20 protein-coding genes and 1 pseudogene are annotated in these 20,508 nt (G+C 65.8%); 11 read left to right on the forward strand and 10 right to left on the reverse strand.

Features of this window, described 5'->3' with window-relative positions; genetic code table 11:
- Positions 1 to 169: 169 nt before the first annotated feature.
- Entirely contained in the window at positions 170 to 1,693 is a 1,524-nt protein-coding gene (gene ubiB, locus JY500_RS00740; protein ID WP_206254729.1) for a ubiquinone biosynthesis regulatory protein kinase UbiB, read from the reverse strand.
- A 170-nt stretch (positions 1,694 to 1,863) separates the two neighbouring features.
- On the opposite strand from ubiB, the gene JY500_RS00745 reads away from it, so the two are divergent.
- The 3 genes from JY500_RS00745 to JY500_RS00755 are packed head-to-tail and all read left to right on the forward strand — an operon-like array spanning position 1,864 to position 3,985.
- Positions 1,864 to 2,529 carry an SPOR domain-containing protein gene (locus JY500_RS00745; RefSeq protein WP_206254730.1) on the forward strand — a complete coding sequence of 222 codons (666 nt, stop codon included), beginning with the start codon at positions 1,864 to 1,866 and terminating at the stop codon, positions 2,527 to 2,529.
- 23 nt (positions 2,530 to 2,552) lie between these two features.
- Positions 2,553 to 3,206 carry a thiol:disulfide interchange protein DsbA/DsbL gene (locus tag JY500_RS00750; RefSeq protein ID WP_172201825.1) on the forward strand — a complete coding sequence of 218 codons (654 nt, stop codon included), beginning with the start codon at positions 2,553 to 2,555 and terminating at the stop codon, positions 3,204 to 3,206.
- Positions 3,203 to 3,985, forward strand: coding sequence for an SDR family oxidoreductase (locus JY500_RS00755; protein WP_172201822.1), 783 nt, complete (start codon positions 3,203 to 3,205; stop codon positions 3,983 to 3,985). Before JY500_RS00750 ends, JY500_RS00755 begins: the two co-directional genes overlap by 4 nt.
- A gap of 28 nt (positions 3,986 to 4,013) precedes the next feature.
- Here the strand turns inward: JY500_RS00755 and JY500_RS00760 are convergent, their stop codons facing one another.
- Entirely contained in the window at positions 4,014 to 5,252 is a 1,239-nt protein-coding gene (locus tag JY500_RS00760; protein ID WP_206254731.1) for a phenylacetate--CoA ligase family protein, read from the reverse strand.
- Between the two features lie 208 nt (positions 5,253 to 5,460).
- Between JY500_RS00760 and phoB the strand changes: the two genes are divergently transcribed.
- Both phoB and phoR read left to right on the forward strand, forming a co-directional pair.
- Positions 5,461 to 6,165, forward strand: coding sequence for a phosphate regulon transcriptional regulator PhoB (gene phoB / locus JY500_RS00765; protein ID WP_172201818.1), 705 nt, complete (start codon positions 5,461 to 5,463; stop codon positions 6,163 to 6,165).
- Between the two features lie 8 nt (positions 6,166 to 6,173).
- Positions 6,174 to 7,493 (forward strand): phosphate regulon sensor histidine kinase PhoR, encoded by a 1,320-nt coding sequence (gene phoR / locus JY500_RS00770; RefSeq protein WP_172201816.1) that lies wholly within the window; start codon positions 6,174 to 6,176, stop codon positions 7,491 to 7,493.
- A gap of 10 nt (positions 7,494 to 7,503) precedes the next feature.
- On the opposite strand, the gene JY500_RS00775 is transcribed toward phoR, so the two are convergent.
- From JY500_RS00775 to ubiU, 6 genes and pseudogenes are all read right to left on the reverse strand, one after another.
- Entirely contained in the window at positions 7,504 to 9,117 is a 1,614-nt protein-coding gene (locus JY500_RS00775) for a hypothetical protein (RefSeq protein ID WP_206254732.1), read from the reverse strand.
- A gap of 52 nt (positions 9,118 to 9,169) precedes the next feature.
- Positions 9,170 to 9,610 carry an HIT family protein gene (locus tag JY500_RS00780; protein ID WP_206254733.1) on the reverse strand — a complete coding sequence of 147 codons (441 nt, stop codon included), beginning with the start codon at positions 9,608 to 9,610 and terminating at the stop codon, positions 9,170 to 9,172.
- The gene (locus JY500_RS00785) at positions 9,607 to 10,431 is read right to left on the reverse strand and encodes a class II glutamine amidotransferase (RefSeq protein ID WP_172201810.1); all 825 of its coding nucleotides are present in this window, start codon (positions 10,429 to 10,431) and stop codon (positions 9,607 to 9,609) included. The genes JY500_RS00780 and JY500_RS00785 overlap by 4 nt, the downstream gene beginning before the upstream one ends.
- 255 nt (positions 10,432 to 10,686) lie before the next feature.
- Positions 10,687 to 11,091: pseudogene (gene ubiT, locus JY500_RS00790) on the reverse strand (ubiquinone anaerobic biosynthesis accessory factor UbiT); the annotation flags it as partial.
- Between the two features lie 78 nt (positions 11,092 to 11,169).
- On the reverse strand, positions 11,170 to 12,045 hold the full coding sequence (locus JY500_RS00795; protein ID WP_206254735.1) for a U32 family peptidase: 876 nt from the start codon (positions 12,043 to 12,045) through the stop codon (positions 11,170 to 11,172).
- Between the two features lie 8 nt (positions 12,046 to 12,053).
- On the reverse strand, positions 12,054 to 13,058 hold the full coding sequence (gene ubiU / locus JY500_RS00800; RefSeq protein WP_425493187.1) for a ubiquinone anaerobic biosynthesis protein UbiU: 1,005 nt from the start codon (positions 13,056 to 13,058) through the stop codon (positions 12,054 to 12,056).
- 235 nt (positions 13,059 to 13,293) lie between these two features.
- Between ubiU and JY500_RS00805 the strand changes: the two genes are divergently transcribed.
- From JY500_RS00805 to JY500_RS00830, 6 genes are all read left to right on the forward strand, one after another.
- Positions 13,294 to 13,947: an energy transducer TonB gene (locus JY500_RS00805; RefSeq protein ID WP_246479731.1), complete on the forward strand. Its 654-nt coding sequence runs from the start codon at positions 13,294 to 13,296 to the stop codon at positions 13,945 to 13,947.
- Between the two features lie 51 nt (positions 13,948 to 13,998).
- Positions 13,999 to 14,763 carry a MotA/TolQ/ExbB proton channel family protein gene (locus JY500_RS00810; RefSeq protein WP_172201802.1) on the forward strand — a complete coding sequence of 255 codons (765 nt, stop codon included), beginning with the start codon at positions 13,999 to 14,001 and terminating at the stop codon, positions 14,761 to 14,763.
- 11 nt (positions 14,764 to 14,774) lie between these two features.
- Positions 14,775 to 15,194, forward strand: coding sequence for an ExbD/TolR family protein (locus JY500_RS00815; RefSeq protein ID WP_172201800.1), 420 nt, complete (start codon positions 14,775 to 14,777; stop codon positions 15,192 to 15,194).
- A gap of 36 nt (positions 15,195 to 15,230) precedes the next feature.
- A complete protein-coding gene (locus tag JY500_RS00820; protein ID WP_206254736.1) occupies positions 15,231 to 17,384 on the forward strand; it encodes a TonB-dependent receptor in 2,154 nt (717 codons plus the stop codon).
- A 53-nt stretch (positions 17,385 to 17,437) separates the two neighbouring features.
- Entirely contained in the window at positions 17,438 to 18,121 is a 684-nt protein-coding gene (locus tag JY500_RS00825) for a Fe2+-dependent dioxygenase (RefSeq protein ID WP_172201795.1), read from the forward strand.
- Between the two features lie 69 nt (positions 18,122 to 18,190).
- Positions 18,191 to 18,760: a DUF805 domain-containing protein gene (locus JY500_RS00830; protein ID WP_206254737.1), complete on the forward strand. Its 570-nt coding sequence runs from the start codon at positions 18,191 to 18,193 to the stop codon at positions 18,758 to 18,760.
- A gap of 18 nt (positions 18,761 to 18,778) precedes the next feature.
- Here JY500_RS00830 and JY500_RS00835 read toward each other — a convergent pair whose 3' ends face one another.
- Entirely contained in the window at positions 18,779 to 19,312 is a 534-nt protein-coding gene (locus tag JY500_RS00835) for a GNAT family N-acetyltransferase (RefSeq protein WP_172201791.1), read from the reverse strand.
- Between the two features lie 85 nt (positions 19,313 to 19,397).
- Complete coding sequence (locus JY500_RS00840) at positions 19,398 to 20,444, reverse strand: LacI family DNA-binding transcriptional regulator (RefSeq protein WP_246479732.1); 1,047 nt, start codon at positions 20,442 to 20,444, stop codon at positions 19,398 to 19,400.
- Positions 20,445 to 20,508 lie beyond the last annotated feature (64 nt).

The following is a 20,508-nucleotide window of genomic DNA, read 5'->3' on the forward strand; positions in this document are numbered from 1 at the left end:
CCAGGCGGGAACGCGAGGCCAGTAAAAAGCCCCCGGTGCGCACCGGAGGCCCTACTCGACAGCCTGTGCCGGCATTACGGATGACGCCGGCGCAATCGATCGGGCGCGATTATAGCCCTGATGCGATTGAAGATTTCCCGATTTTTTGCGTGCGATCCGGGGCCGGATTTCAACCGTGCCAGAGGTGCCACAGTTCGATCGCCGCCAGCGCCAGGGCAGCGAATCCGACGACACGCAGCCAGGTCGCGGTACGCGCTTGCTGGCGTTCGATTTCGGCCAGCGATTCGCGCAGCGCATCGCGGTCTTCGTGCTGCAAGGCCTGGTGCACCAGACGAGGTAGTTGCGGGAAGTACGCCGCCCAGCTTGGCGCTTCTTCCTCGACATGGCGGACAAAGGCGCGCCAGCCGATCTGCTCGTTCATCCAGCGTTCAAGGAAGGGCTTGGCGGTCTTCCACAGATCCAGTTCGGGGTCGAGTTCGCGACCCAGGCCTTCGATATTGAGCAGGGTTTTCTGCAGCAGCACCAGTTGCGGCTGAACTTCCATCTGGAAGCGGCGGGCCGTCTGGAACAGGCGCAGCAGGGTCTTGCCGAAGGAGATGTCCTTCAACGGCTTGTCGAAGATCGGCTCGCAGACGGCGCGGATCGCGCTCTCGAATTCATCGACCCGTGTGCCTGCCGGCACCCAGCCCGCGTCGACATGGGCCTGCGCGACGCGCTTGTAGTCGCGCCGGAAGAACGCAATGAAGTTCTGCGCGAGGTATTGTTTATCGCGCTCTTCCAGCGTGCCCATGATGCCGAAATCGAGCGCGATGTACTTGCCGGTCGCCGAGACGAAGATATTGCCCGGGTGCATGTCGGCGTGAAAGAAGCCGTCGCGGAACACCTGGGTGAAGAAGATCTCGACGCCGGCGCGCGACAGGGCCGGCAGGTTGACGCCCTGCTCGCGCAGACGCTCCAGCTGTGAAATCGGCGTGCCCACCATGCGCTGCATCACCATCACGCGCGACGAGCAGTAGTCCCAGTACACCTCGGGCACCACCAGCAGCGGCGAGCCCTTGAAGTTGCGCCGCAGCTGCGAACAGTTGGCGGCTTCGCGCATCAGGTCGAGCTCGTCACGCAGATGCTTGGCGAACTCGGCGACCACCTCGCGCGGCTTGAGCCGCCGGCCGTCCACCCACACGCGCTCGATCAGGTAGGCGGCGGCTTCGAGCAGCCCGAGGTCATGCTCGATCACGCGTTCGATGCCCGGACGCACCACCTTGAGTGCGACTTCCGTGCCGTCATGCAGCTCGGCGAAGTGCACCTGCGCGATCGAGGCGGATGCGATCGGCTTGCGATCGAAGCGCTTGAACACTTGATCGACCGATCGGCCGTATTCGGCCTCGATCACGGCCAGCGCCTGCTCGGTCGGGAAGGGGGGGACGCGGTCCTGCAGTTTTGCCAGCTCGTCGGCGATGTCGGGCGGGATCAGATCGCGCCGGGTGGACAGCACCTGGCCGAACTTGACGAAGATCGGCCCGAGTGACTCAAGTGCTTCGCGCAGCCGCACCGCACGCGGGGCGGACAGATCACGCCAGAAGAACAGCCGGCCGGCCCAGGCGGACAAACGCTCGGAGGTGCTGTCGAGGACGATCCGGTCGAGCCCGAAACGCAGGCTCACATGCACGATCTTGATCAGGCGGAACAGGCGCACAGGCGATTCTTCTGATGGAAAACCGGGGTTCGGCCCGGGGCACGAGCCGCCGCCGGGCAAAGCCGAGACTCTACCGGCAAAGCCACGCCGGACAAAGCCGCGGGCGCCGCACCGCAACGCGGCGGGCGGCAGGCTATACTTGCCCGTTATCCGTCAACCGTGCATTTACGATGAGCCGCGCCCAGAAACCGCGTCCCCAGCCCGCGCGCAACAGTAGCCAGGGCAGTACCCTGATCGGCGTCTTTGTCGGTCTCATCATCGGCGTGTTGATTGCAGCCGCGCTTGCCTGGTACTTCTCTCGGCCGTACGACTTCCAGAAGGCCGGCGGCAAGCCAGAGGCGGCACAAAGCATCGGTGGCGCACCGATCGCCCTGCCCGGCAAACCCGGCGACAAGCCGGTCGAGAAGCCGGCGGAGCAGGCCGCCACCGCAGCCCCGGCACAGCCTGCTGCACAGTCGGCGCCCGATGGCGACAAGAAATTCGACTTCTACGACATCCTGCCGAAGGGCGATCAGGCGGCGCTGCCGCCGGCCCAGAACGCCAAACCGGCCGCGCAAGCCGAGTCGGCCGATCGCTTCTATCTGCAGCTTGGCGCCTTTGCCGACCCGTCCGAGGTCGACAACCTGAAGGCTCGCCTTGCCCTGATGGGCGTTGAGGCGAGCGTTCAGCGCATCGAGGCGGGTGACAAGGGCACACTGCACCGCGTGCGCATTGGCCCCTACGCCAAGCCGGAAGACATGAACGCCGCGCGTGCGCAATTGGCGCAGGCCGGGATCGAATCGAACGTGGTCAAGGTCAAAGCATCGACCCCTGCCGCCACGCAGTCGGGTCACTGAACCCATTATCGGAGCCCCAACGCATGAATCGTCGTGACCTCTTCAAGCAGATCGTTTCGCTCGCCGCGCTTGCGGCCATGTCTTCGCGCGCCTTTGCGCAGAAGGCGCTGCAGGCTGGCAAGGACTTCCGCGTGATCAACCCGCCGCGGCCGACCGAGAGCGGCGATCGCATCGAGGTGCTGGAGTTTTTCTCCTACGGTTGCCCGCATTGCCACGAGCTTGAGCCGGTGGTTGAGGCCTGGCTCAAGCAGCTGCCCAAGGATGTGCAGTTCCGCCGTATTCCGATCACGTTCAATCGTGACGCGTGGACGGTGCTGGCGAAGATGTACCTGACCTACGAACTGATGGGCGAGACCGAGCGCATGTCGCTGCCGACCTTCTCGGCGATCCACAACGACCGTGTGAATCTCGAGGACGAGGCGACCCGTAACGCCTGGCTGCAGAAGAACGGCGTCAACGTCGCCAAATTCAACGAGAACTTCCGCTCCTTCTCGGTGGCCAGCAAGTTGCAGCGCGCCACGCAGGTTGCTGCCGCCTACCAGATCCAGGGCGTGCCGACCTTGGCGGTCGACGGCAAGTACATGACCGCACCGAGCATGACCAACTCGCTCGAAGGCACGCTCGCGGTCGTTGATCAGTTGATCGTGCGCGCCCGCGGCGAGCGCGGACGCAAGTGAGCGACAGCGCACGGCAGCGGGTCTTCCTGACCGGTGCGTCGAGCGGCATCGGCGAGGCGCTCGCGCGGCATTACGCCGCGCAGGGTGCCGTGCTCGGGCTGGTGGCGCGCCGTGCGGACAAACTCGCAGCGCTCGTCGAATCACTGCCGGGCGAGGGCCATATGGCCCTCTCGGCCGACGTGGCGGACCTGCCGGCGATGAAGGCTGCGGCCGACGCCTTCATTGCGCGCCATGGTTTGCCTGACGTGGTGATTGCCAATGCGGGCATCTCGGTCGGTGTGCTGACCGAACACGCCGAGGACTTGCAGGTGTTCGACGCGGTGCTGCGCACCAATGTGCTCGGCCTGTTCGCCACCTTTCATCCTTTCGTTGCAGCGATGCGCGAACGCGGCGTCGGCCGGCTGGTCGGCATTGCTTCGGTCGCTGGCGTGCGTGGCTTGCCGGGTGGCAGCGCCTACAGCGCCTCGAAGGCGGCAGCCGTGAAGTACCTCGAAGCCCTGCGCGTCGAGATGCGTGCCAGTGGTGTGCAGGTCGTGACGATCGCGCCGGGCTACATCCGCACCCCCCTCACCGCGGTTAATCCGTACAAGATGCCTTTCATTCTCGATGCGGATGTCGCCGCGCGGCGTTTTGCGCGGGCCATTGAACGCGGGACCAGCTACACCGTCATCCCGTGGCAGATGGGTATCGTCGCCCGGCTTCTCGCGATCGCGCCGAACTGGTTGTTCGATCGCGTATTCGCGAAGGCCAAGCACAAGCCGCGCAAGCTGCCGACCTGAGCCCGCCGTTTTGGTGGGCGAGGCGGGTTCAGTCGTAGCGCCGTAGATCCTCGATCAGTTTGCCGTCGTTGGGCAGGGCGCCGGGTGCAAGCAGGCGTACCTCGGCCCGCAATTTGGTGACTTCCCTCAACGCATCGGTGAGCGAGGCTTCAAGGTTGCCGCCATGCTCCGGGGTCTCACAGTGCAGCACCATCCGGTCTTTGCCGTCGGGGTTGTCGACCACCAGTCGGGCGCGGCTGACCTCGCTGAAACGCCTTACGATTGCCGCAATCTGGCCGGGATGGACGAACATGCCGCGTACTTTCGCCGCCTGATCAGCACGCCCCAACCAGCCAGCCAGGCGCGTATTCGTGCGCCCACACGGGCTTGTGCCCGGCAGCACCCGCGATAGATCACCAGTGCCGTAGCGAATCAGCGGATAGGTCGGGTTGAAGCTGGTTACGACGACCTCACCGACCTCACCTTCGGGTACCGGGTCCCCGCTGCCCGGTCGCACGATTTCAACGATGATGTCCTCGTCGACGACGAGCCCGTCACGTGCCGCGGTTTCGTAGGCAATCACACCGAGATCCGCTGTCGCATATACCTGGTAGGCGGCAATGCCCTGTGAGGCGAGCGCTTCGCGCAGCGTCTCGGGAAAAGCCTCGCCGGATACCGCCGCATGACGCAAGCTGTCGAATGCGAGCCCGCTCTCGGCAGCGCGCTCGAGCAGGATTCGCAGGAATGATGGCGTGCCGACATAGGCGTCGGGGCGCAGCGCGGCGATCGCCTGCAACTGCAATTCGGTCTGTCCGGTGCCCGCCGGGAAAACGGTACACCCGAGTGCCTGCGCGCCGGATTCGAGCATCGAGCCGGCCGGTGTGAAGTGATAGGAAAAGCTGTTGTGTACCAGCATGCCCTGCCGGAAGCCGGCCGCGTAAAGGGCGCGCGCCATCCGCCAGTAGTCGCGCCGTGGCGCCTCAGGCTCATGGATCGGGCCTGGCGAGGCGAAGACGCGCGCGCAATCGGGGCCCCAGCCCACCGTGGAAAAGCCGCCGAAGGGCGGGTGCTGCTGTTGTCGCGCGAGCAGGTCGGCTTTTCGGACCACGGGTAACGCGGCAAGTGCCGAGCGCGAGCGTATCGCGGCCGCATCGATGCCGCGAAAGCTATCGGCGTAGGCCGCTGCGTGAGCTTGCGCCAGCGCGATCTGCGCCGGCAGCCGGGCCATCAGCGCAGCCTCACGGTCGGCGGGCGCGCGGGTTTCCAGCGCATCGAAGTGTTCGGTCATCGGACGACACCGTGCGGAGCGCGCGGGATCGCGCAACGCCATGCTGCGACGGGGCTGCGGTGCTGTCTGTCGCCCGGGCGTCATGTGTCGCCGGGACGTCAGCGCGGCGACGGCTGTGTTTCAATAACGTGACGTGTCATAAATCGTTCAAGTGAACGCAATAGACTCGTCGCCGAACCCTCTACCCCGAGGCGACCGGAGTCAGACCATGCCAGCCAACATCCTGCTCGTTGAAGACGAGCCCGCGATCCAAGAACTGATCGCAGCCAACCTCACCCGCGCCGGCCATACCGTGGTGCGTGCCGCGGACGCCGAGACCGCCCAGCGCATCGTGCGCGATGCCTTGCCCGACCTCGTCCTGCTCGACTGGATGCTGCCCGGCATCTCCGGCATCGAGCTGGCGAAGCGCCTGCGTGCCGAGGAGCGTACGCGGTCGATCCCGATCATCATGCTGACTGCGCGCTCCGACGAGTCGGACAAGATTGCCGGGCTCGAGATCGGTGCCGATGACTACATCACCAAGCCCTTCTCGCCACGCGAGTTGGTGGCGCGCATCAAGGCGCTCCTGCGCCGCCGCGCACCGCAGGTGACGGACGACGCCGTCGAGCTCGGCGGCCTGCGCCTTGACCCGGCCACTCACCGTGTCAGCGCCGGGCCGACGCCGCTGGCGCTGGGCCCGACCGAATTCCGCCTGTTGCACTTCCTGATGACGCATCCGGAGCGCGTGCACTCGCGTGCACAGCTGCTCGACCAGGTGTGGGGTGACCATGTGTTTGTGGAAGAGCGCACGGTCGATGTCCACATCCGTCGCCTGCGCTGCGCGCTGGAACCGACGCAGCACGACAGCCTGATCCAGACGGTGCGGGGTGCGGGGTATCGCTTCTCGTCCGACGTTGCGCTGACGAGCGAATAAGGCGAGCGATGCGGCCTGCGCGTTATGTTTGGGGTGGTTTCGGTGGGGCGCTGATTGCCTTCTTGGTGGTCGCGCTCGCATGCTGGCCACTGTTCGGGGCAACCGCCGCATTGCTGCTGTTTGTTGCCCTGCTTGGCGCGCTGTTCTTCTACCACCTGCGCAGCCTGAAGAAGCTCGTGCTGTGGACACGCGAACCGATCGGCACACCGTTGCCACAGGCCTTCGGCGTGTGGGACTACGTGTTCGCCGACCTGTCGCGCCATGCGCGCCGCAGCCTCAACCAGCGCGACCGGCTCGCGCAGGCCCTCGCGCGCTTCCGCGAAGCGACGTCGGCGATGCCGTCCGGCGTGATCCTGCTGTCGGCGGAGAACTTCATCGAGTGGATCAACCCGGCCGCTGAGCTGCATTTCGGGCTCGACGGCGAACGCGACACTGGCAAGCCGATCACCAACCTGGTCCGCCAGCCGGACTTCGTCGCCTACCTGACCGGCGAGCGCACCGCCGAGCCGCTGACCTGTCGCCTCGCTCGTCACGCCGGCATGGTGTTGTCGATCCAGATCGTGCCCTTCGGCGAAGAGCAGAGCATGGTGCTGTCGCGCGACGTGACGCAGTTCGAAAAGCTGGAAACGATGCGGCGCGACTTCGTGGCCAATGTGTCGCATGAGCTCAAGACGCCGCTCACGGTCGTGTCGGGCTTCCTCGAAACACTGGACGAGATGCTGGACGAACTGCCGCCCGAGGAAGCGCGCCGCTATCTGCGCCTCGCCACCGAACAGGCGGGCCGCATGCAGCATCTGGTCGAGGATCTGCTTGAGCTGGCAGCGCTCGAAACCAGTGCCGCCGCGTCCTACGATGAAACGGTCGAGATGGGGCCGCTGCTCGATACGATCATGAACGAGGCGCTCGCGCTGTCGGCCGGCCGCCACCGCATTACGCTGGAGCTTGACGGCCCGGTTGGGCTGCGCGGCTCCCGCAAGGAGCTGCATAGCGCCTTGCTGAACCTGGTATCCAATGCGGTGCGCTACACGCCAGAAGGCGGCGAAGTGCGCTTGCGCTGGAATGTGGCCGCGGGCGGTGGTGCGCGCTTCGCCGTGACCGATACCGGACTTGGCATCGAGCCGCACCATCTGCCGCGCCTGACCGAGCGCTTCTACCGTGTCGACCGCGGTCGCTCACGCGAGAGCGGTGGCACCGGTTTGGGGCTCGCGATCGTCAAACACGCACTCAGCCGCCATCAGGCGAGCCTTCAGATCGAGTCGACGCCGGCGGTCGGTTCCACCTTCTCCGCGGTGTTCCCGGCCGAACGCGTTGCGCGGCCGGTGCTGTAAGCGCTGGCGTTCAGCCCGGCAGGCGTTCGAAGCTCACGCGGTCGAAGGTGGTGCCGCGGGTGATCAGTTTGATGATGCGGGCGGTGAAGGGCTTCTCCGCGTGCACATCGATCAGCCGGTCGGCCTGATACCAGCCGGCCGGCAGCACGAGGCTCGATTCGGATTTGAGCGCAGGCACCGCCGGCAGGATGAAGGCCTGGTGGTAGTTCTCGCGTAGCCCGGCGCCGTTGGCATTGCGGATGCGCGCCCCTGCCATGACCGGAACGCCCGCCATCAAGGACACGCCCGCGAGCAACTGACCGTTGCTGCGATACATCAGCCAGCTGATTTCGGCGAGCAGGAAGTTCTCGCCGTCGGCAGGGCGCAGCGCGACCAGTTGCCGGTGGTCGACCCGCGAGCCCGAGGTGTGGCGCGCAATGCGGAAGCCTTGCAGCGACTGGTCGGCGATCTCCCAGTGTTCGAGTACCAGGCCGAGTTGTGCTGCGCGGGCATAAAGCTCGCCTTCGGTGCGATCGGCTGATTCGACCTGCTCACCGATGGTGTAGACGGACATCATGTCGCGGAAGGTACCGGCGCGCACCTCGGAGGGCTGCTCGAACGGCCGTCCTGCAACGAAATAGCCGATCGACGGCAGATCGGTTGCGATCTGGATCGCGCCGTGAGTGGTCTTTCGAGCAAAGCGGCGGCCGGCGGCGGCGAGGCCCCAGGGACGGTAAAGCGACACCAGCAGGCGCGCGCAAGCGGGTTGCACGCAGTCTTCGCCCAGGCCGAGCGAAGCGGGCGATGCGCCGCGCTTGAACTGCGCCACGACAGCCTGGATGTGTGCGGCGAGGCGCTGGCTATCAACGCGGCGCAGGGTCTTGCCCGGGTTGGCGACTGCGATCGGGCGCAGGCCGAAGTCCTGCGACAGGTCGATCGCATAGGCGGACTTTTCCTCGACGGCGACGTCGGTGTGAATCGTGCAGTGCGGTGCGAAGCGCTGCGCCCAGCGCAGGATCCAGGTGAATTCGCGCGGTGTGCGGCCGTACGGGTTGGCAGCGTCGACCAGCAGGATCGCGATGTAGGCCTCGGCGCAACTCTGTGCGCGCCAGGTTTCGTTGAGCGGCTCGCCGACGCGCACGGTCGCGACGTTCCAGTCCTCGGCGGCGCCGTAAAGCCGGTGCAGTTCGGCCCACATGCCCGGGGGCACTTCGCGGCGGGCACGGAAGTATTCAAGGATCAGGCTGCCGTGGTAGTGGATACGGCGTTGCGCAAGCATCGGCCGGCGGTCGATGAAGGCCGGGTCGAGTGCGCTGCGCTGCGCGATCAGCGTGTAGCCGCGCAGCATCTGTTGCCACAGCTCGACGACGATGCGCAGCGTCTCGTCTTCCTGACTGACCGGCGGCAAGGGCCGCGCCGCGTAGCGACGCGCCAGTTCCGTCTGTACGAACTCCACCGCGCTGCGCGCCGCTTCGAGCACCTGAAGGTGCTGCGCCGGCAATGGCGGCCTCTCCTGCAGGTTGCCGAGCATCGCCGCCAGCGCATCATGCGTTTCGTGCAGGTTGGTCGGATTCAGGCTTGCAAGCCACGCCAGGCAGGCCTCAGGGCTGCTGAAATCGGGCCGGTTTTCGGTCGCGATGGCCATGTTCTGTTCCTCTCGGTGCCGTCGGGGACGGCGCTGCATTACCTGCTTGTCGTTATCGTCCGGGCACGGCGTCAGTGGCCGGCCCGAGTATCTGTTCCAACGCTGCTGTCAGCACTGACGACGCTGGCCCCGCGTGAGCAAGGCCATCCCGCTGCGGCGTGCCCCACACCGACTGCGGAAAGTGCCGGTCGTCGGAAAAACGCGGTATCACGTGCCAGTGAACATGCGGCACCATGTTGCCGAAGCTTGCCAGGTTGATCTTGTCGGGCTGCATCGCATCGCGCAGCACGCGTTCGGTGGCCCACACCACGGCCATCAGATGCGCGCGGTCGGTCGTATCAAGATCGGTCATTTCGGCCACATGGCCCCGCCACACGACGCGGCAGAAGGCCGGATAGTGCGCGTCGGCGACGCGGATCACGCGGCAGCGTGTGTCCTGCCACAGGAGTTCGCCGCCCGTGACCTCGCACAGCTCGCAGGTTTGCGCGCTCATGCGGCCTCCAGGCTGGCGCCGGGTTCGCAACCAACGCCGGTACTCATGTCGTCAAAGTGTTCAGGCATGCCGTCCCTGAATGCAAGCAGTGTGCCGCGTGGCACCGATTCCCAGGTCTCATCGTCCGTCAGCGGCGTCGTGGCAATCAGGGCCACGCGATCGTGCGGGGTGGTCACTTCCTTGAAATCGACACTGAGGTCCTGATCCTTGAGATGCGCGACACCGAATGGTGCTTGCCGCACGATATAGGTGAGGCGCGACGCGCAGTGAGCGTAAAGCCGACGCCCATCGGACAGCAGGAAATTGAACTCGCCATGCGCGCCAATCTCTGCGGCGAGCGCACGCAGCGCCTGATAAAGCGCTTCAGGTGAGGGCTCGCCGGCCGGAAAGCGTGCACGCAGTGATTGAAGAATATGGCAGAAGGCGCGCTCGCTGTCGGTTGCGCCAACCGGCTGGTAGCTGCCGTTGAAGCTCGGTGAGAAGTCGCGCAGATGGCCGTTGTGGGCAAAGATCCAGTAGCGCCCCCACAGTTCGCGCTGAAAGGGGTGCGTGTTCTCGAGTCCGATCGCACCACGGGTGGCCTTGCGGATGTGCGCTATGACGTTCTTCGAGTGGATCGGGTAGCTGCGCACCAAGGCCGCGATTGGCGAATCGATCGTCGCCTGCGCGTCCAAAAAAACGCGCACGCCGCAGCCGTCGTAGAACGCAATGCCCCAGCCGTCACGGTGCTGGTCGGTCAGACCACCGCGCGCCTGAAAGCCGGTGAACGAAAAACAGATGTCCGTCGGCGTATTGCAGTTCATGCCAAGCAGCTGGCACATGGGCGACTTGCCTTCCTGCGGCACCAGCCGCGTTCGGGCCGGCGCGCGGGCCGGCATACAGGCACCCGCCGGCGGGCGCCGGGACGGATCGTGCCTGACCGGAGATTGCCGCGTATCGCCTGTCGCGTCGGTGACGTGTGTCACGTCACCGAACGTATGACGCTGAGCTGAAACCCGCGCTGCGTCTGGCAGCGCGGTGGATCAGCCGCGCACGGGGGGTGGCTCCTGCGCGCCTCAGTGGGGCCGCAGGCGATCGAGAAAGGCGGGCAGTTCCAGCGCGTCGAGGTGGTTCTTCAGTTCGAGGCCGAGTTCGGTGTCGCCTTCGATCTTGAGGCGGCGCTGGAAGAACAGGGTGTCCGGGTCTTCTTCACGCAGCGCGATCTTCAGGTAGTCCGCCGCGCGCGCGGCGAAGCGCACTTCCGGTTCGTTGCCGACCGGATGGAAGCGCCCGGCGGCGGCGGTGAAGGTGACACCGCTCCCGAGATCTTCGATTTCGATCCGTACCGTGCGGCCTTCCAGAAATTCCCAGTCGCCCGGTAGTTTGCCGGCGCGTTTGGCGAGGTTCAGCGCAGTCGTGAAGGCGAACGCGGCGGGACGCTCGGGCAGGTGGCGTGCAATCGCGGCCAGCGGCCCCGGCAGCGTGAAATCAGGCAAGGGCATGGCAGCCTCCGCCGAGCCGTCTCAAGGCGGCTGCAGCCCCCTCGGGGGGCAGCGCACGTAGTAAGCGTGGGGGTCGTTTCATGTTGTCTCCAGTTCGATTCCGGGCACGCCGCGCCAGTAACCGTCGCAGGTGGTGGTGGGCGCCAGCGTGGTGGCATCCGGGGGTGTCCGGCCTGCGAGTTCGGCGCGGAAGTGCTTGATGAGTGCTTCGGTGTGCTGCGCTTGCGGGCTGATGCGCAGGCGCTCGACACCGAGGGCCTGCACTTCGGTCAGGTGACCAAGCAAGGAATGACTCGCCGCCGACTGCGTCTGGATGCCGTTGATCGCGAGGAAGGGCTGACCTTCGCGGGTGTCGAGCTGCAGGCCGTCCGGGAACTCGAGGCAGCGGAATTCGCAGTCGTCCTTGCGCAGGTTGAAGTGGCGCGCAGTGAAGCAGCGGGCCGAGAAGGCCAACGGCAGCCGCCCCCAGGCAAAGAGCTCGGTCTCGATGCCCGTCGGTTTGCCTTCGAGCACCGTGGCGAGTCGGTCGCGGCTCATCTCGACCGGCGGCACCCAGCGGGTCGCACCGAGTCCGGCGTAGAGCGCCAGCGTGTCGGCGTTGTAGATGTTCAGATGCGGGCCGGCCACGAAGGGGCCTTTTCCACGCAGGCAGTTCACCGCACCCAGGTCATTCGCTTCGACAAGGAATTCACCGTTTTCCGCGAGGCGGCGCAGTGTCTTGAGTTCGGATTCGGATTCGAGCAGCGCCTGCGTCGACAGCACCACTTCCTTGCCCGCGGCGGTCAGCGTCTTGGCCAGATCCAGCCAGTCCGCCAGACGCATCTGCTGGCGGCGGCTGCAGACCACTTCGCCAAGGTGGATGGTGTCGACCGGCCATGCGGCCGCTTCGGCGTAGAAGGCCATCACGGTATCGCGCGGCCAGAAGTAAAGCAGGGGACCAAGAGAGAGCTTCATCGAACGACTCATTTCCACGGGCGGCTGTAGGCGCCGAGGGTTTGCTGCTGACCTTCGGCGAGTTTGCCGAGGCCGGCCTGCCAGGCGGGTTTGACGTGGTAACGCGCGCCTTCGCTGACGGCCGCGTCGATCGCGGCGCGCAGCGTCTTGGTGACCTCGGCAACATAGGCGGGGCTGCGTTGGCGCCCTTCCACCTTGATCGCCGAGACGCCGATCTTCATCAGATCCGGCAGCATCGCGACGACGTTCAGCGAGGTCGGCTCTTCGAGTGCGTAGTAGGTTTCGTCATTGACCTCAAAACGGCCCTTGCACAGCGTCGGGTAACCGGCCGGCTCGTCATTGCCGTAGCGGTCGATGAGGATGCCGGACAGGCGTGATTCCATGCCCTGCGGCGTCTGCGCCCAACGCACCGCCTTGGCCGGCGAGCAGACGCCAGCGGTGTTCGGTGATTCACCAGTGGCGTAGCTAGACAGCAAACAGCGCCCTTCCACCATCACGCACAGGCTGCCGAAGCCGAACACTTCGATCTCGACAGGGGTGTTCTGGATCACATGCTCGACCTGCGGCACGGTCAGCACCCGCGGCAGCACCGCGCGTTCGATGCCGAACAGGTCGCGGCACAGGTTGATCGCTTCGTAGTTGGTTGCCGAGCCCTGCACCGAGAGATGGCGGCGCAGGTTCGGATGGGTTTTCGCGGCGTAGTCGAGCAAGGCCGCGTCAGCCAGGATCACCGCGTCGACGCCCCAGTCGGCCGCGGTGTCCACCGCGCGTCGCCAGGTGGCGGACTGGCCCGCTTGCGGGAAGGTGTTGATCGCCATGAGCACCTTGCGGCCCTTGGCGTGCGCGTAGCGGATGCCCTCACGCGCCGCCGCCGCATCGAAATTCAGGCCGGCAAAGTTGCGCGCGTTGGTGGCGTCCTTCAGGCCCATGTAGACGGCATCGGCACCGTGATCGATCGCGGCCTTCATCGAAGGCAGGCTGCCGGCCGGACAAACGAGTTCGGGTTTACGCAAAACACCCCTCCAGAAATAAGCCGGGCGAGGGTATGTCGGTCGCAGCGGGGGGGCCTTGCGGCGTGTCAAGGCGGGGCCGATCAGCGCGATTTGCCGCATCAACAAGCGCAATTGGACCTTGGCGCAAGGCGGGTTCGGGCGATTCGACTTGACCGATTTACTGCAAATGCGAATAATTCGCGTTAACAGATTGAGCTTTGCGCAATCTGCGCCCGCTTCTTTTGAGCCCCACACCATGCAATTCGCCCTGCCGGTGCCGACACACCGATTCTGGATTCCGATCGCCGCGATCCTTGCCCATGCGCTGGTGCTATGGGTATTCGTGGTGACGCGTGCGCCGTCCGCGACGATGCCGCGCATTGCGTCAATGTCGGTATCGGTTAGCGCTGCCCCGATGCCGCTGGCGGAGCCGGCGCCGGTCACGCCGCCGAAGCCCTTGCCGCAGACGAACACGCGACCGACGAGCCAGCCGCAACCGCGCCCGGTGCGTGAGACCGTCGTCAGCGCACCGGCGAGCAGCGCGGCAAGCAATGATGCGCCGGCTGTGCCGGTGGCGGCCCCGGCGGCGCCACCCGCCGGCGGCGAGGCCAGCGCGGAGCCGGCGCCGGTCAGCGCGCCGCGCTTTGATGCCGACTACCTGCAGAACCCGCGCCCCGAATACCCCTCGCTGTCGCGCCGATTGGGCGAGCAAGGCCGCGTCGTGTTGCGCGTGCGGGTCGAGCCGAGTGGCGCCGCAAGCCAGGTGGAACTGCAACGCAGCAGCGGCTTCAGCCGCCTCGACGAAGCGGCGCTGCAAGCGGTGCGCCGCTGGAAATTCGTACCCGCCCGCCGCGGTAGCGAGGCGATCGCGGAATGGGTGCTGGTGCCCATTCCTTTCATCCTGCATTGACCCGCGACGCCGGCATACGACCGCCTTCGCCCATTTTGACTGGAGCCCATCTTGGAAGCCCTCGCCAACCTCAGCCCCCTGATCGCCCATGCCGACGGTGTGATCCGTGGCACTTTCGTGATTCTGCTGGCGGCCAGCATCGGTAGCTGGACGCTGATCCTCACGCGCCTGGTGAGTGGTGTTCGCCAGCGCCGTGCGAGCCGCGGCTTCCTGACGCACTTCTGGCAGGCTGCATCGATCGAGGAGATCGCGCAGTGGCTGCGCGGCCGTGGCGTGACCGACCCGTTTTCGCATCTGGTGCACCACGGCTTCAACGCGGTGGATACCCTGCGCACCCGTGGCCGTGAAGTTGCTGGCGTGATTGCGTCGGCGAGCCCGGACGAATTCCTCACCCGTGCGCTGCGCCGCGCGATCGAGCAGGACCGCACGCGGCTGGAGAACGGCCTTACCTTCCTCGCCTCGGTGGCGTCGATCGCGCCCTTCGTCGGCCTCTTCGGCACCGTGTGGGGCATCTACCACGCGCTGTCGGCGATCAGCGCGGCGGGCACCAATACCCTTGAGGCGGTCGCCGGCCCCGTTGGCGAGGCGTTGATCATGACGGGTGTGGGGCTTGCAGTCGCGATTCCGGCGGCGCTCGCTTACAACCTGATCGCGCGTGAGAACGCGAAGACGCTCTCGCAGCTCAACGCCTTCGCGTACGACGTGTTCGCCTTCCTGTCGACCGGTGTGAAGACCGATCTTGGCAGCCAGGATGCGCGCCAGACCGGCGAGCGTGTGATGAGCCTGGCGGCGCGCACGCGCGGCCAGGTGGCCTGAGGTCGCCCGCCATGGCATTCGGGAGTTTTGAGTCCGAAGTCGGCGCGCCGCGCGCCGAAATCAACATGGTGCCGCTGATCGACGTGATGCTGGTGTTGCTGGTGATCTTCATGGTCACCGCGTCCGTCTCGCAGGCGGTGAAGCTGCAACTGCCGCGCGCCAGCGCCGCACCGATGCAGACGCCACCCGATCCGCTGCGCATCGCGATCGATGCCGCGCGCCAGCCGCACTGGAACGGCGAGCCGATCACCCGCGAGGCACTTGCAGAGCGGCTGACGACGCTCGGCCGCGACAAGCCGGACAGCGAGATCCAGTTGCTGGCCGATGAAACCGTGCCCTACGGCGACGTCGCGAAGCTGATCGCCGACGCCGCCCAAGCGGGGCTCACCCGCATCCAGTTCGTTACCAAACCCGACGCAATCCGCCGCTAAGTGCGGAAGCGCCACCCCAACCCCACGGAGTCACTTGTGAGCATCAAGAGTCGAAAGAAACCGGTTGCGTCACTGATCGCGGCGAGCCTGCTCGCGGCGCAGGGCGCGCATGCGCAGAGCAGCAACGAGCCCACCGAGAACACGCTGAAGGACGTGCCGGTGGAGGCCACGCGCGAGGTGCAGGACGCACCGCGCCAGACCTACCAGCCGGGCGCGACGACCATCGGCAAATCGAAGCAACTGCCGCGCGATATTCCGAACACCTACACCGCGGTGCCGGAGCAGCTGACCCGTGATCGCGGGCAGGACACGATGCGCGAAGCGCTGTCGAACGTCGCGGGCATCACCTTCAACGCCGGCGAGGGTGGCCGTATCGGCGACAACATGAACATCCGCGGCTTCTCGGCGGTGAACGACATCTACATCGATGGCATGAAGGATGTCGGCCAGTACAACCGCGATCTCTTCAACAACGATCGCGTCGAAGTGCTCAAGGGTGGCGCGTCGATGCTGTTCGGCCGTGGCACCACCGGCGGCGTGATCAACCAGGTCAGCAAGCAGCCGTATCTGATGGACCAGACGAGGCTGTCCGGCACGCTGGGGTTCGATAACTACCAACGCATCACTGCGGACGTTAACCAGCGCATCGGCGACGAGGCCGCGGTGCGTGTGAATGCGATGTACACCACCGGCGAACCGGGCCGTGAAGGGCCGGAAACCAACCGTATCGGCGTGGCACCCAGCGTGCGCTGGGGTATCGGCACCGCCGACGAGTTCAACCTCGCCTACTACCACCTCGACTACAACGACAACCCGGACTACGGCTTCCGCTGGCGCAACGGCCGCCCGGTGGATGAGGCGGCGGACAAGTGGTACGGGCTGGATCAGGACTATCAGCGTGATTCGGCCGACGTCGGTACCTTCAGTTGGACACACCGTTTCGATGCGAAGAGCCAGATCAAGACGAGCGCGCGTTACGGCGAATACAAACGCGACCTGTGGGCCAGCACCGCAGGCGTGAACAGCGGCAACGGCGCGGGGCAGTGGCCGCTGACCTCCCCGGTGACGGATGCGACGCCGGTGGTGCGCGGCAACCAGACGCGCGGTGGCGACTACCAGCAGCGCTTCATCCAGTCGGACTACACCACCGAGCAGAACTGGTTCGGCATGACGCACCAGATTGCCAGCGGCATCGAGATCGGGCGCGAGTCGGACGAGCGCTGGGGCTATGCCGGTACGCTTGCGAAACCGGCGGCGACGATCGGCAACCCGAACACCGGTGCGACGGTGGCGGACACGCGCGTGCGCAACAACTTCAACAGTTTCGATGCCGAGAGCTTTGCGATCTATGGCCAGGATCTGGTCGAGTTCGTGCCGCACTGGAAGGCACTGCTGGGTGTACGTTGGGACAATTTCAGCGGCCGCTATGAACGCACGCCGACTGCGGCCGACCCGAACCCGATCTACGAGCGCAGCGACCGCGAGTGGAGCTACCGCACCGGCCTGATCTATCAGCCGAACGATGTGGCCTCGTACTACCTGAGCTATGGCACCGCGTTCGCGACCTCCGGCGACCTCTACCAGTTCGACGCCCGTGGCGCCAACACGCCGCCGGAAGAGAGCCGCAACATCGAGCTGGGCGCAAAGTGGGATCTCTTCGACGGCAACGCGTCGATCGCGACCGCGCTGTTCCGCACCGAGAAGTACCACGAGCGGAATACCGACGTGGAATCGGCGAGCCAGACCAACTACCTGCTCTCCGGCAAGCGGCACACCAATGGCATCGAGCTGTCGGTTGCCGGGCGCATTGTCGAGGGCTGGGAAGTGTTCGCGAACTACGCCTTCATGTTGGCGAAGATCGACGCCGGCACCGCGTCGCAGGTTGGCAACGTGCCGGGCAACACACCCAAGCACTCCGGCAGCCTGTGGACCACGTATGCCCTGGGCCAATGGAAGGTCGGCACCGGGGTGCAGGGTGTCAGTGGCCGCACGCCGCCCGAGAACTACACCAACTGGGCGCCGGGCTACGCCCGCTGGGACGCGATGGCGCAATACACGCTGCGCAACTACACGCTGCGGGTGAACCTCGATAACCTGCTCGACAAGCTCTACTACGACGGCCTCTACCGTGGCCACGTGGTGCCGGGCGTCGGGCGCTCCGGTTCGCTCACCGCCGAAGTCTCGTTCTGACCCTGCAGGCCGCCACGACACGGTGGCGGCCTTTTCAAACCGCTGGAGCTGCCATGCTGATTGAAGTCCCCTCCGTACTCGACGCCGAAGAACTCACCCGCCTGCGGCAGGTGCTCGACGCTGCCGACTGGGCGGATGGTCGGGTCACCGCAGGCAGCCAGAGCGCGCAGGTCAAGCGCAACCGGCAACTTCCGGAATCCTCGCCGGCGATTGCCGAGGCGCGCGAGATCGTGCTGGCGGCGCTGTCGCGCAACGCGCTGTTCTTTTCGGCTGCGCTGCCGGCGCAGGTCTATCCGCCGCTGTTCAACCGCTACGCCGGCGGCGAGCACTTCGGTGCGCATGTCGACAATGCGGTCCGCCGCTTGCCGGGGGGCGGTGGCCGGCCGGTGCGAACCGATGTGTCGGCAACCTTGTTCCTCGCCGACCCGGCGAGCTACGACGGCGGCGAGCTGGTGATCGAAGACACTTACGGCGAGCACGAAGTGAAGCTCGCCGCAGGCAGCCTGGTGCTCTATCCCTCGACCAGCCTGCACCGCGTCGAGCCGGTCACGCGCGGCGAGCGGGTGGCCTGCTTCATGTGGCTGCAAAGCATGGTGCGGGACGACAGCCGGCGCGCGCTGCTGTTCGACATGGATCTGGCAATCACGCAGCTGCGTCAGCAACTCGGCGACGTCGGCGAGCTGGTGAAGCTGACCGGTACTTATCACAACCTGTTGCGAATGTGGGCTGAGGTGTAAGCGCGGCGCGGCCGCGCCATTGGGCGGCCCCGTTATGATTGCGGTTCCCCCGCCGATGGAGCCGTGCGCATGAGCGCTGAGTCGAACGCCGCTGTATCCCCTGTTGCGAACCCCTACGCGCCGCCGCAGGCCGAGGTGCTGGATGCGCCTGTTGCCGATGATGCGGTCGGTGTGGTTCGCCCGTTTTCGCCCCGCGGCCGTATCGGTCGTGTGCGCTATCTTGCCTATGGCATTGGCGCGACGCTGCTGGTCGGGTTGATCGGTGCGCTTGCTGGTTTCCTGTCCGCCGCGATGGGCATGCCAATGTTGGGCGGCATCCTGATCGTCGTCGGCTACGTGGGTTTTGTGGTCTTCCACGCGATTCTGGCGATCCAGCGCAGTCACGATTTCGACCAGAGCGGTTGGCTGGCGTTGCTTGCCTTCGTGCCGCTTGCCAACCTCGCCTTTCTGCTGATTCCGGGTAGCCGTGGTAGCAACCGCTTCGGCCCCAAACCGCCCCCCAACGGCAAGGCCGGTACCTTCGCGGTGGTCGCTTTGCTGGCGGTGTTCGTGGTCGGCATCCTCGCTGCGATCGCGATACCGGCCTACAACGACTACCTGCATCGCGCCCGTGCGGTGAAGGTGCAGGGCGGGCTCTGAGGGCGCCTCGGCCGGGCCTCAGTCCGGCCGCACCACCATCACCAGATTGCGGTGTGGCGCGCCGCCCAGCATGAAGTCCGTCTCGCCGATTTCGACGAAACCCTGACGCTGGTAGAAGGCGATCGCGCGATCGTTACGCGCATTGACGGTCAGCCAGATTGCGCTGCTGCCATTACCGCGCGCAGCGGCCGAGCGGGCTTCGACAAGCAGCGCACGGCCAATGCCCTGACCGTGCGAATGCGCCTGCACATAGAGGGTTTCCAGCTCGGTGCGCAGATCCGCTTGTGGCGCGGCGAAGTGCAGCACTGCATAGCCGAGCAGATGGTCGGCGTCTTCCGCGATCAGCACGAGGCGTTGCGGATCTTCAATCTTCTCGACCAGGCGCGTCTCCGAAAACTCACGCAGCACATAGTCCGCCATCACACCCGATACGCCGCTGGTGGCATAGGTATGCAGCCAGACCTGGATGCCGAGGGCGGCGATGCGTGTGGCGTCGCGCGTTTTGGCCGGGCGGATCCGGAGACCCTCGTTTGATTCGATGTTGAAAGACATGGCGATGCTCGTCGGCGACTGAGCGCATCTGACCACAGGCGACGCGGCCGGACCGTCGTCCGGCCGATGATTGGCGGGTACCAGCTCAGCGCAGGCGCCGGGTGGTTTCGCGGATCGTCAGCTCTAGCTGCGGGGGTTCGATCTTGAAGGGCTTGTTGCCGATCAGGGCCAGCATCGCGGCGGCGGCCATGCGGCCGATTTCGTACACCGGCTGTCGTATCGTCGTGAGTGGTGGCGTGGTGTAGGGGCTGCCGGGCAGATCATCGAAGCCGATCAGCGAGATGTCGTCCGGCACACGGATGCCGCGGCGGAAGAAGGCCAGCCGCGCGCCATAGGCGGTCTGGTCGTTGGCGGCGAACAACGCGGTGAACGGTACGCCACGATCGAGCAACTGGTTTGCGCACAGCAGGCCGCCGGACTCGCGGAAGTCACCCTGTACCACCAGCGCGTCGTTGTACGGAATGCCGGCTTCCTCCAGCGCCTGCTTGTAGCCGGCCAGGCGATCGGTGGCGTCAGTGAGGGTAGGAATACCGGCAATGTGGGCAATCTGGCGATGGCCCAATTCGATCAGGTGCTTCGTTGCCCGGTAGCCGCCCCACACGTTATCGACACGGATTGCGCGCAGGCGGTCCGATTCGCAGCCGTGGCCGGTCGCCACCATCGGCACATGCTCGGAGAAGCGCACGATCTGGTCGTCGGGGATGTTGCCGCTGACGATGATGATGCCGTCCACCTTGCGGGCCATCAGCAGGCCGACGCGCTCCGCTTCCTCATCCGGGTTCCAGTGGCCGCTGACGATCAGCGCGGCGAACCCGCTGCCGCTGATGCCGTCTTCGATCCCCTTGAGGGTCTCGGTAAAGAACGGGCTGTCCACCGCCTGCGTGATCACGCCAATCGTTTTCGACTGCCCGCGCTTGAGACTCTGCGCCAGCACGTTGGGTGTGAAGTTCAGATCAACAATCGCCTTTTCGACGGCCTTGCGCTTGTCGGCCGACACGCGCGCAGTGCCGTTGAGGATGCGTGACACCGTGCTGGCGGAAACCCCCGCCGCCTCGGCCACCTCGATCAACGTGGCACCGGAGGGCATGGACGGGTCCTTCTTGCGAATACTTGGCTTGGCAGTCGTTTTCATGGCATTGCACCGCTGGGTTGTCCGTGATTCTAGAACACGCGGCACTTAAATGGTGCGAGCGGGA

Source organism: Niveibacterium microcysteis (assembly GCF_017161445.1).
Lineage (GTDB): Bacteria > Pseudomonadota > Gammaproteobacteria > Burkholderiales > Rhodocyclaceae > Niveibacterium > Niveibacterium microcysteis.

What these genes read in the sequence shown, in the direction of transcription:
- JY500_RS00745 (WP_206254730.1), top strand. Translation starts at nt 1,864, where the DNA reads ATGAGCCGCGCCCAGAAACCGCGTCCCCAGCCCGCGCGCAACAGTAGC.
- JY500_RS00750 (WP_172201825.1), top strand. Translation starts at nt 2,553, where the DNA reads ATGAATCGTCGTGACCTCTTCAAGCAGATCGTTTCGCTCGCCGCGCTT.
- JY500_RS00760 (WP_206254731.1), bottom strand. Translation starts at nt 5,252, where the DNA reads ATGACCGAACACTTCGATGCGCTGGAAACCCGCGCGCCCGCCGACCGT.
- phoB (WP_172201818.1), top strand. Translation starts at nt 5,461, where the DNA reads ATGCCAGCCAACATCCTGCTCGTTGAAGACGAGCCCGCGATCCAAGAA.
- phoR (WP_172201816.1), top strand. Translation starts at nt 6,174, where the DNA reads ATGCGGCCTGCGCGTTATGTTTGGGGTGGTTTCGGTGGGGCGCTGATT.
- JY500_RS00775 (WP_206254732.1), bottom strand. Translation starts at nt 9,117, where the DNA reads ATGGCCATCGCGACCGAAAACCGGCCCGATTTCAGCAGCCCTGAGGCC.
- JY500_RS00780 (WP_206254733.1), bottom strand. Translation starts at nt 9,610, where the DNA reads ATGAGCGCGCAAACCTGCGAGCTGTGCGAGGTCACGGGCGGCGAACTC.
- JY500_RS00785 (WP_172201810.1), bottom strand. Translation starts at nt 10,431, where the DNA reads ATGTGCCAGCTGCTTGGCATGAACTGCAATACGCCGACGGACATCTGT.
- JY500_RS00795 (WP_206254735.1), bottom strand. Translation starts at nt 12,045, where the DNA reads ATGAAGCTCTCTCTTGGTCCCCTGCTTTACTTCTGGCCGCGCGATACC.
- JY500_RS00805 (WP_246479731.1), top strand. Translation starts at nt 13,294, where the DNA reads ATGCAATTCGCCCTGCCGGTGCCGACACACCGATTCTGGATTCCGATC.
- JY500_RS00815 (WP_172201800.1), top strand. Translation starts at nt 14,775, where the DNA reads ATGGCATTCGGGAGTTTTGAGTCCGAAGTCGGCGCGCCGCGCGCCGAA.
- JY500_RS00825 (WP_172201795.1), top strand. Translation starts at nt 17,438, where the DNA reads ATGCTGATTGAAGTCCCCTCCGTACTCGACGCCGAAGAACTCACCCGC.
- JY500_RS00830 (WP_206254737.1), top strand. Translation starts at nt 18,191, where the DNA reads ATGAGCGCTGAGTCGAACGCCGCTGTATCCCCTGTTGCGAACCCCTAC.
- JY500_RS00835 (WP_172201791.1), bottom strand. Translation starts at nt 19,312, where the DNA reads ATGTCTTTCAACATCGAATCAAACGAGGGTCTCCGGATCCGCCCGGCC.
- JY500_RS00840 (WP_246479732.1), bottom strand. Translation starts at nt 20,444, where the DNA reads ATGAAAACGACTGCCAAGCCAAGTATTCGCAAGAAGGACCCGTCCATG.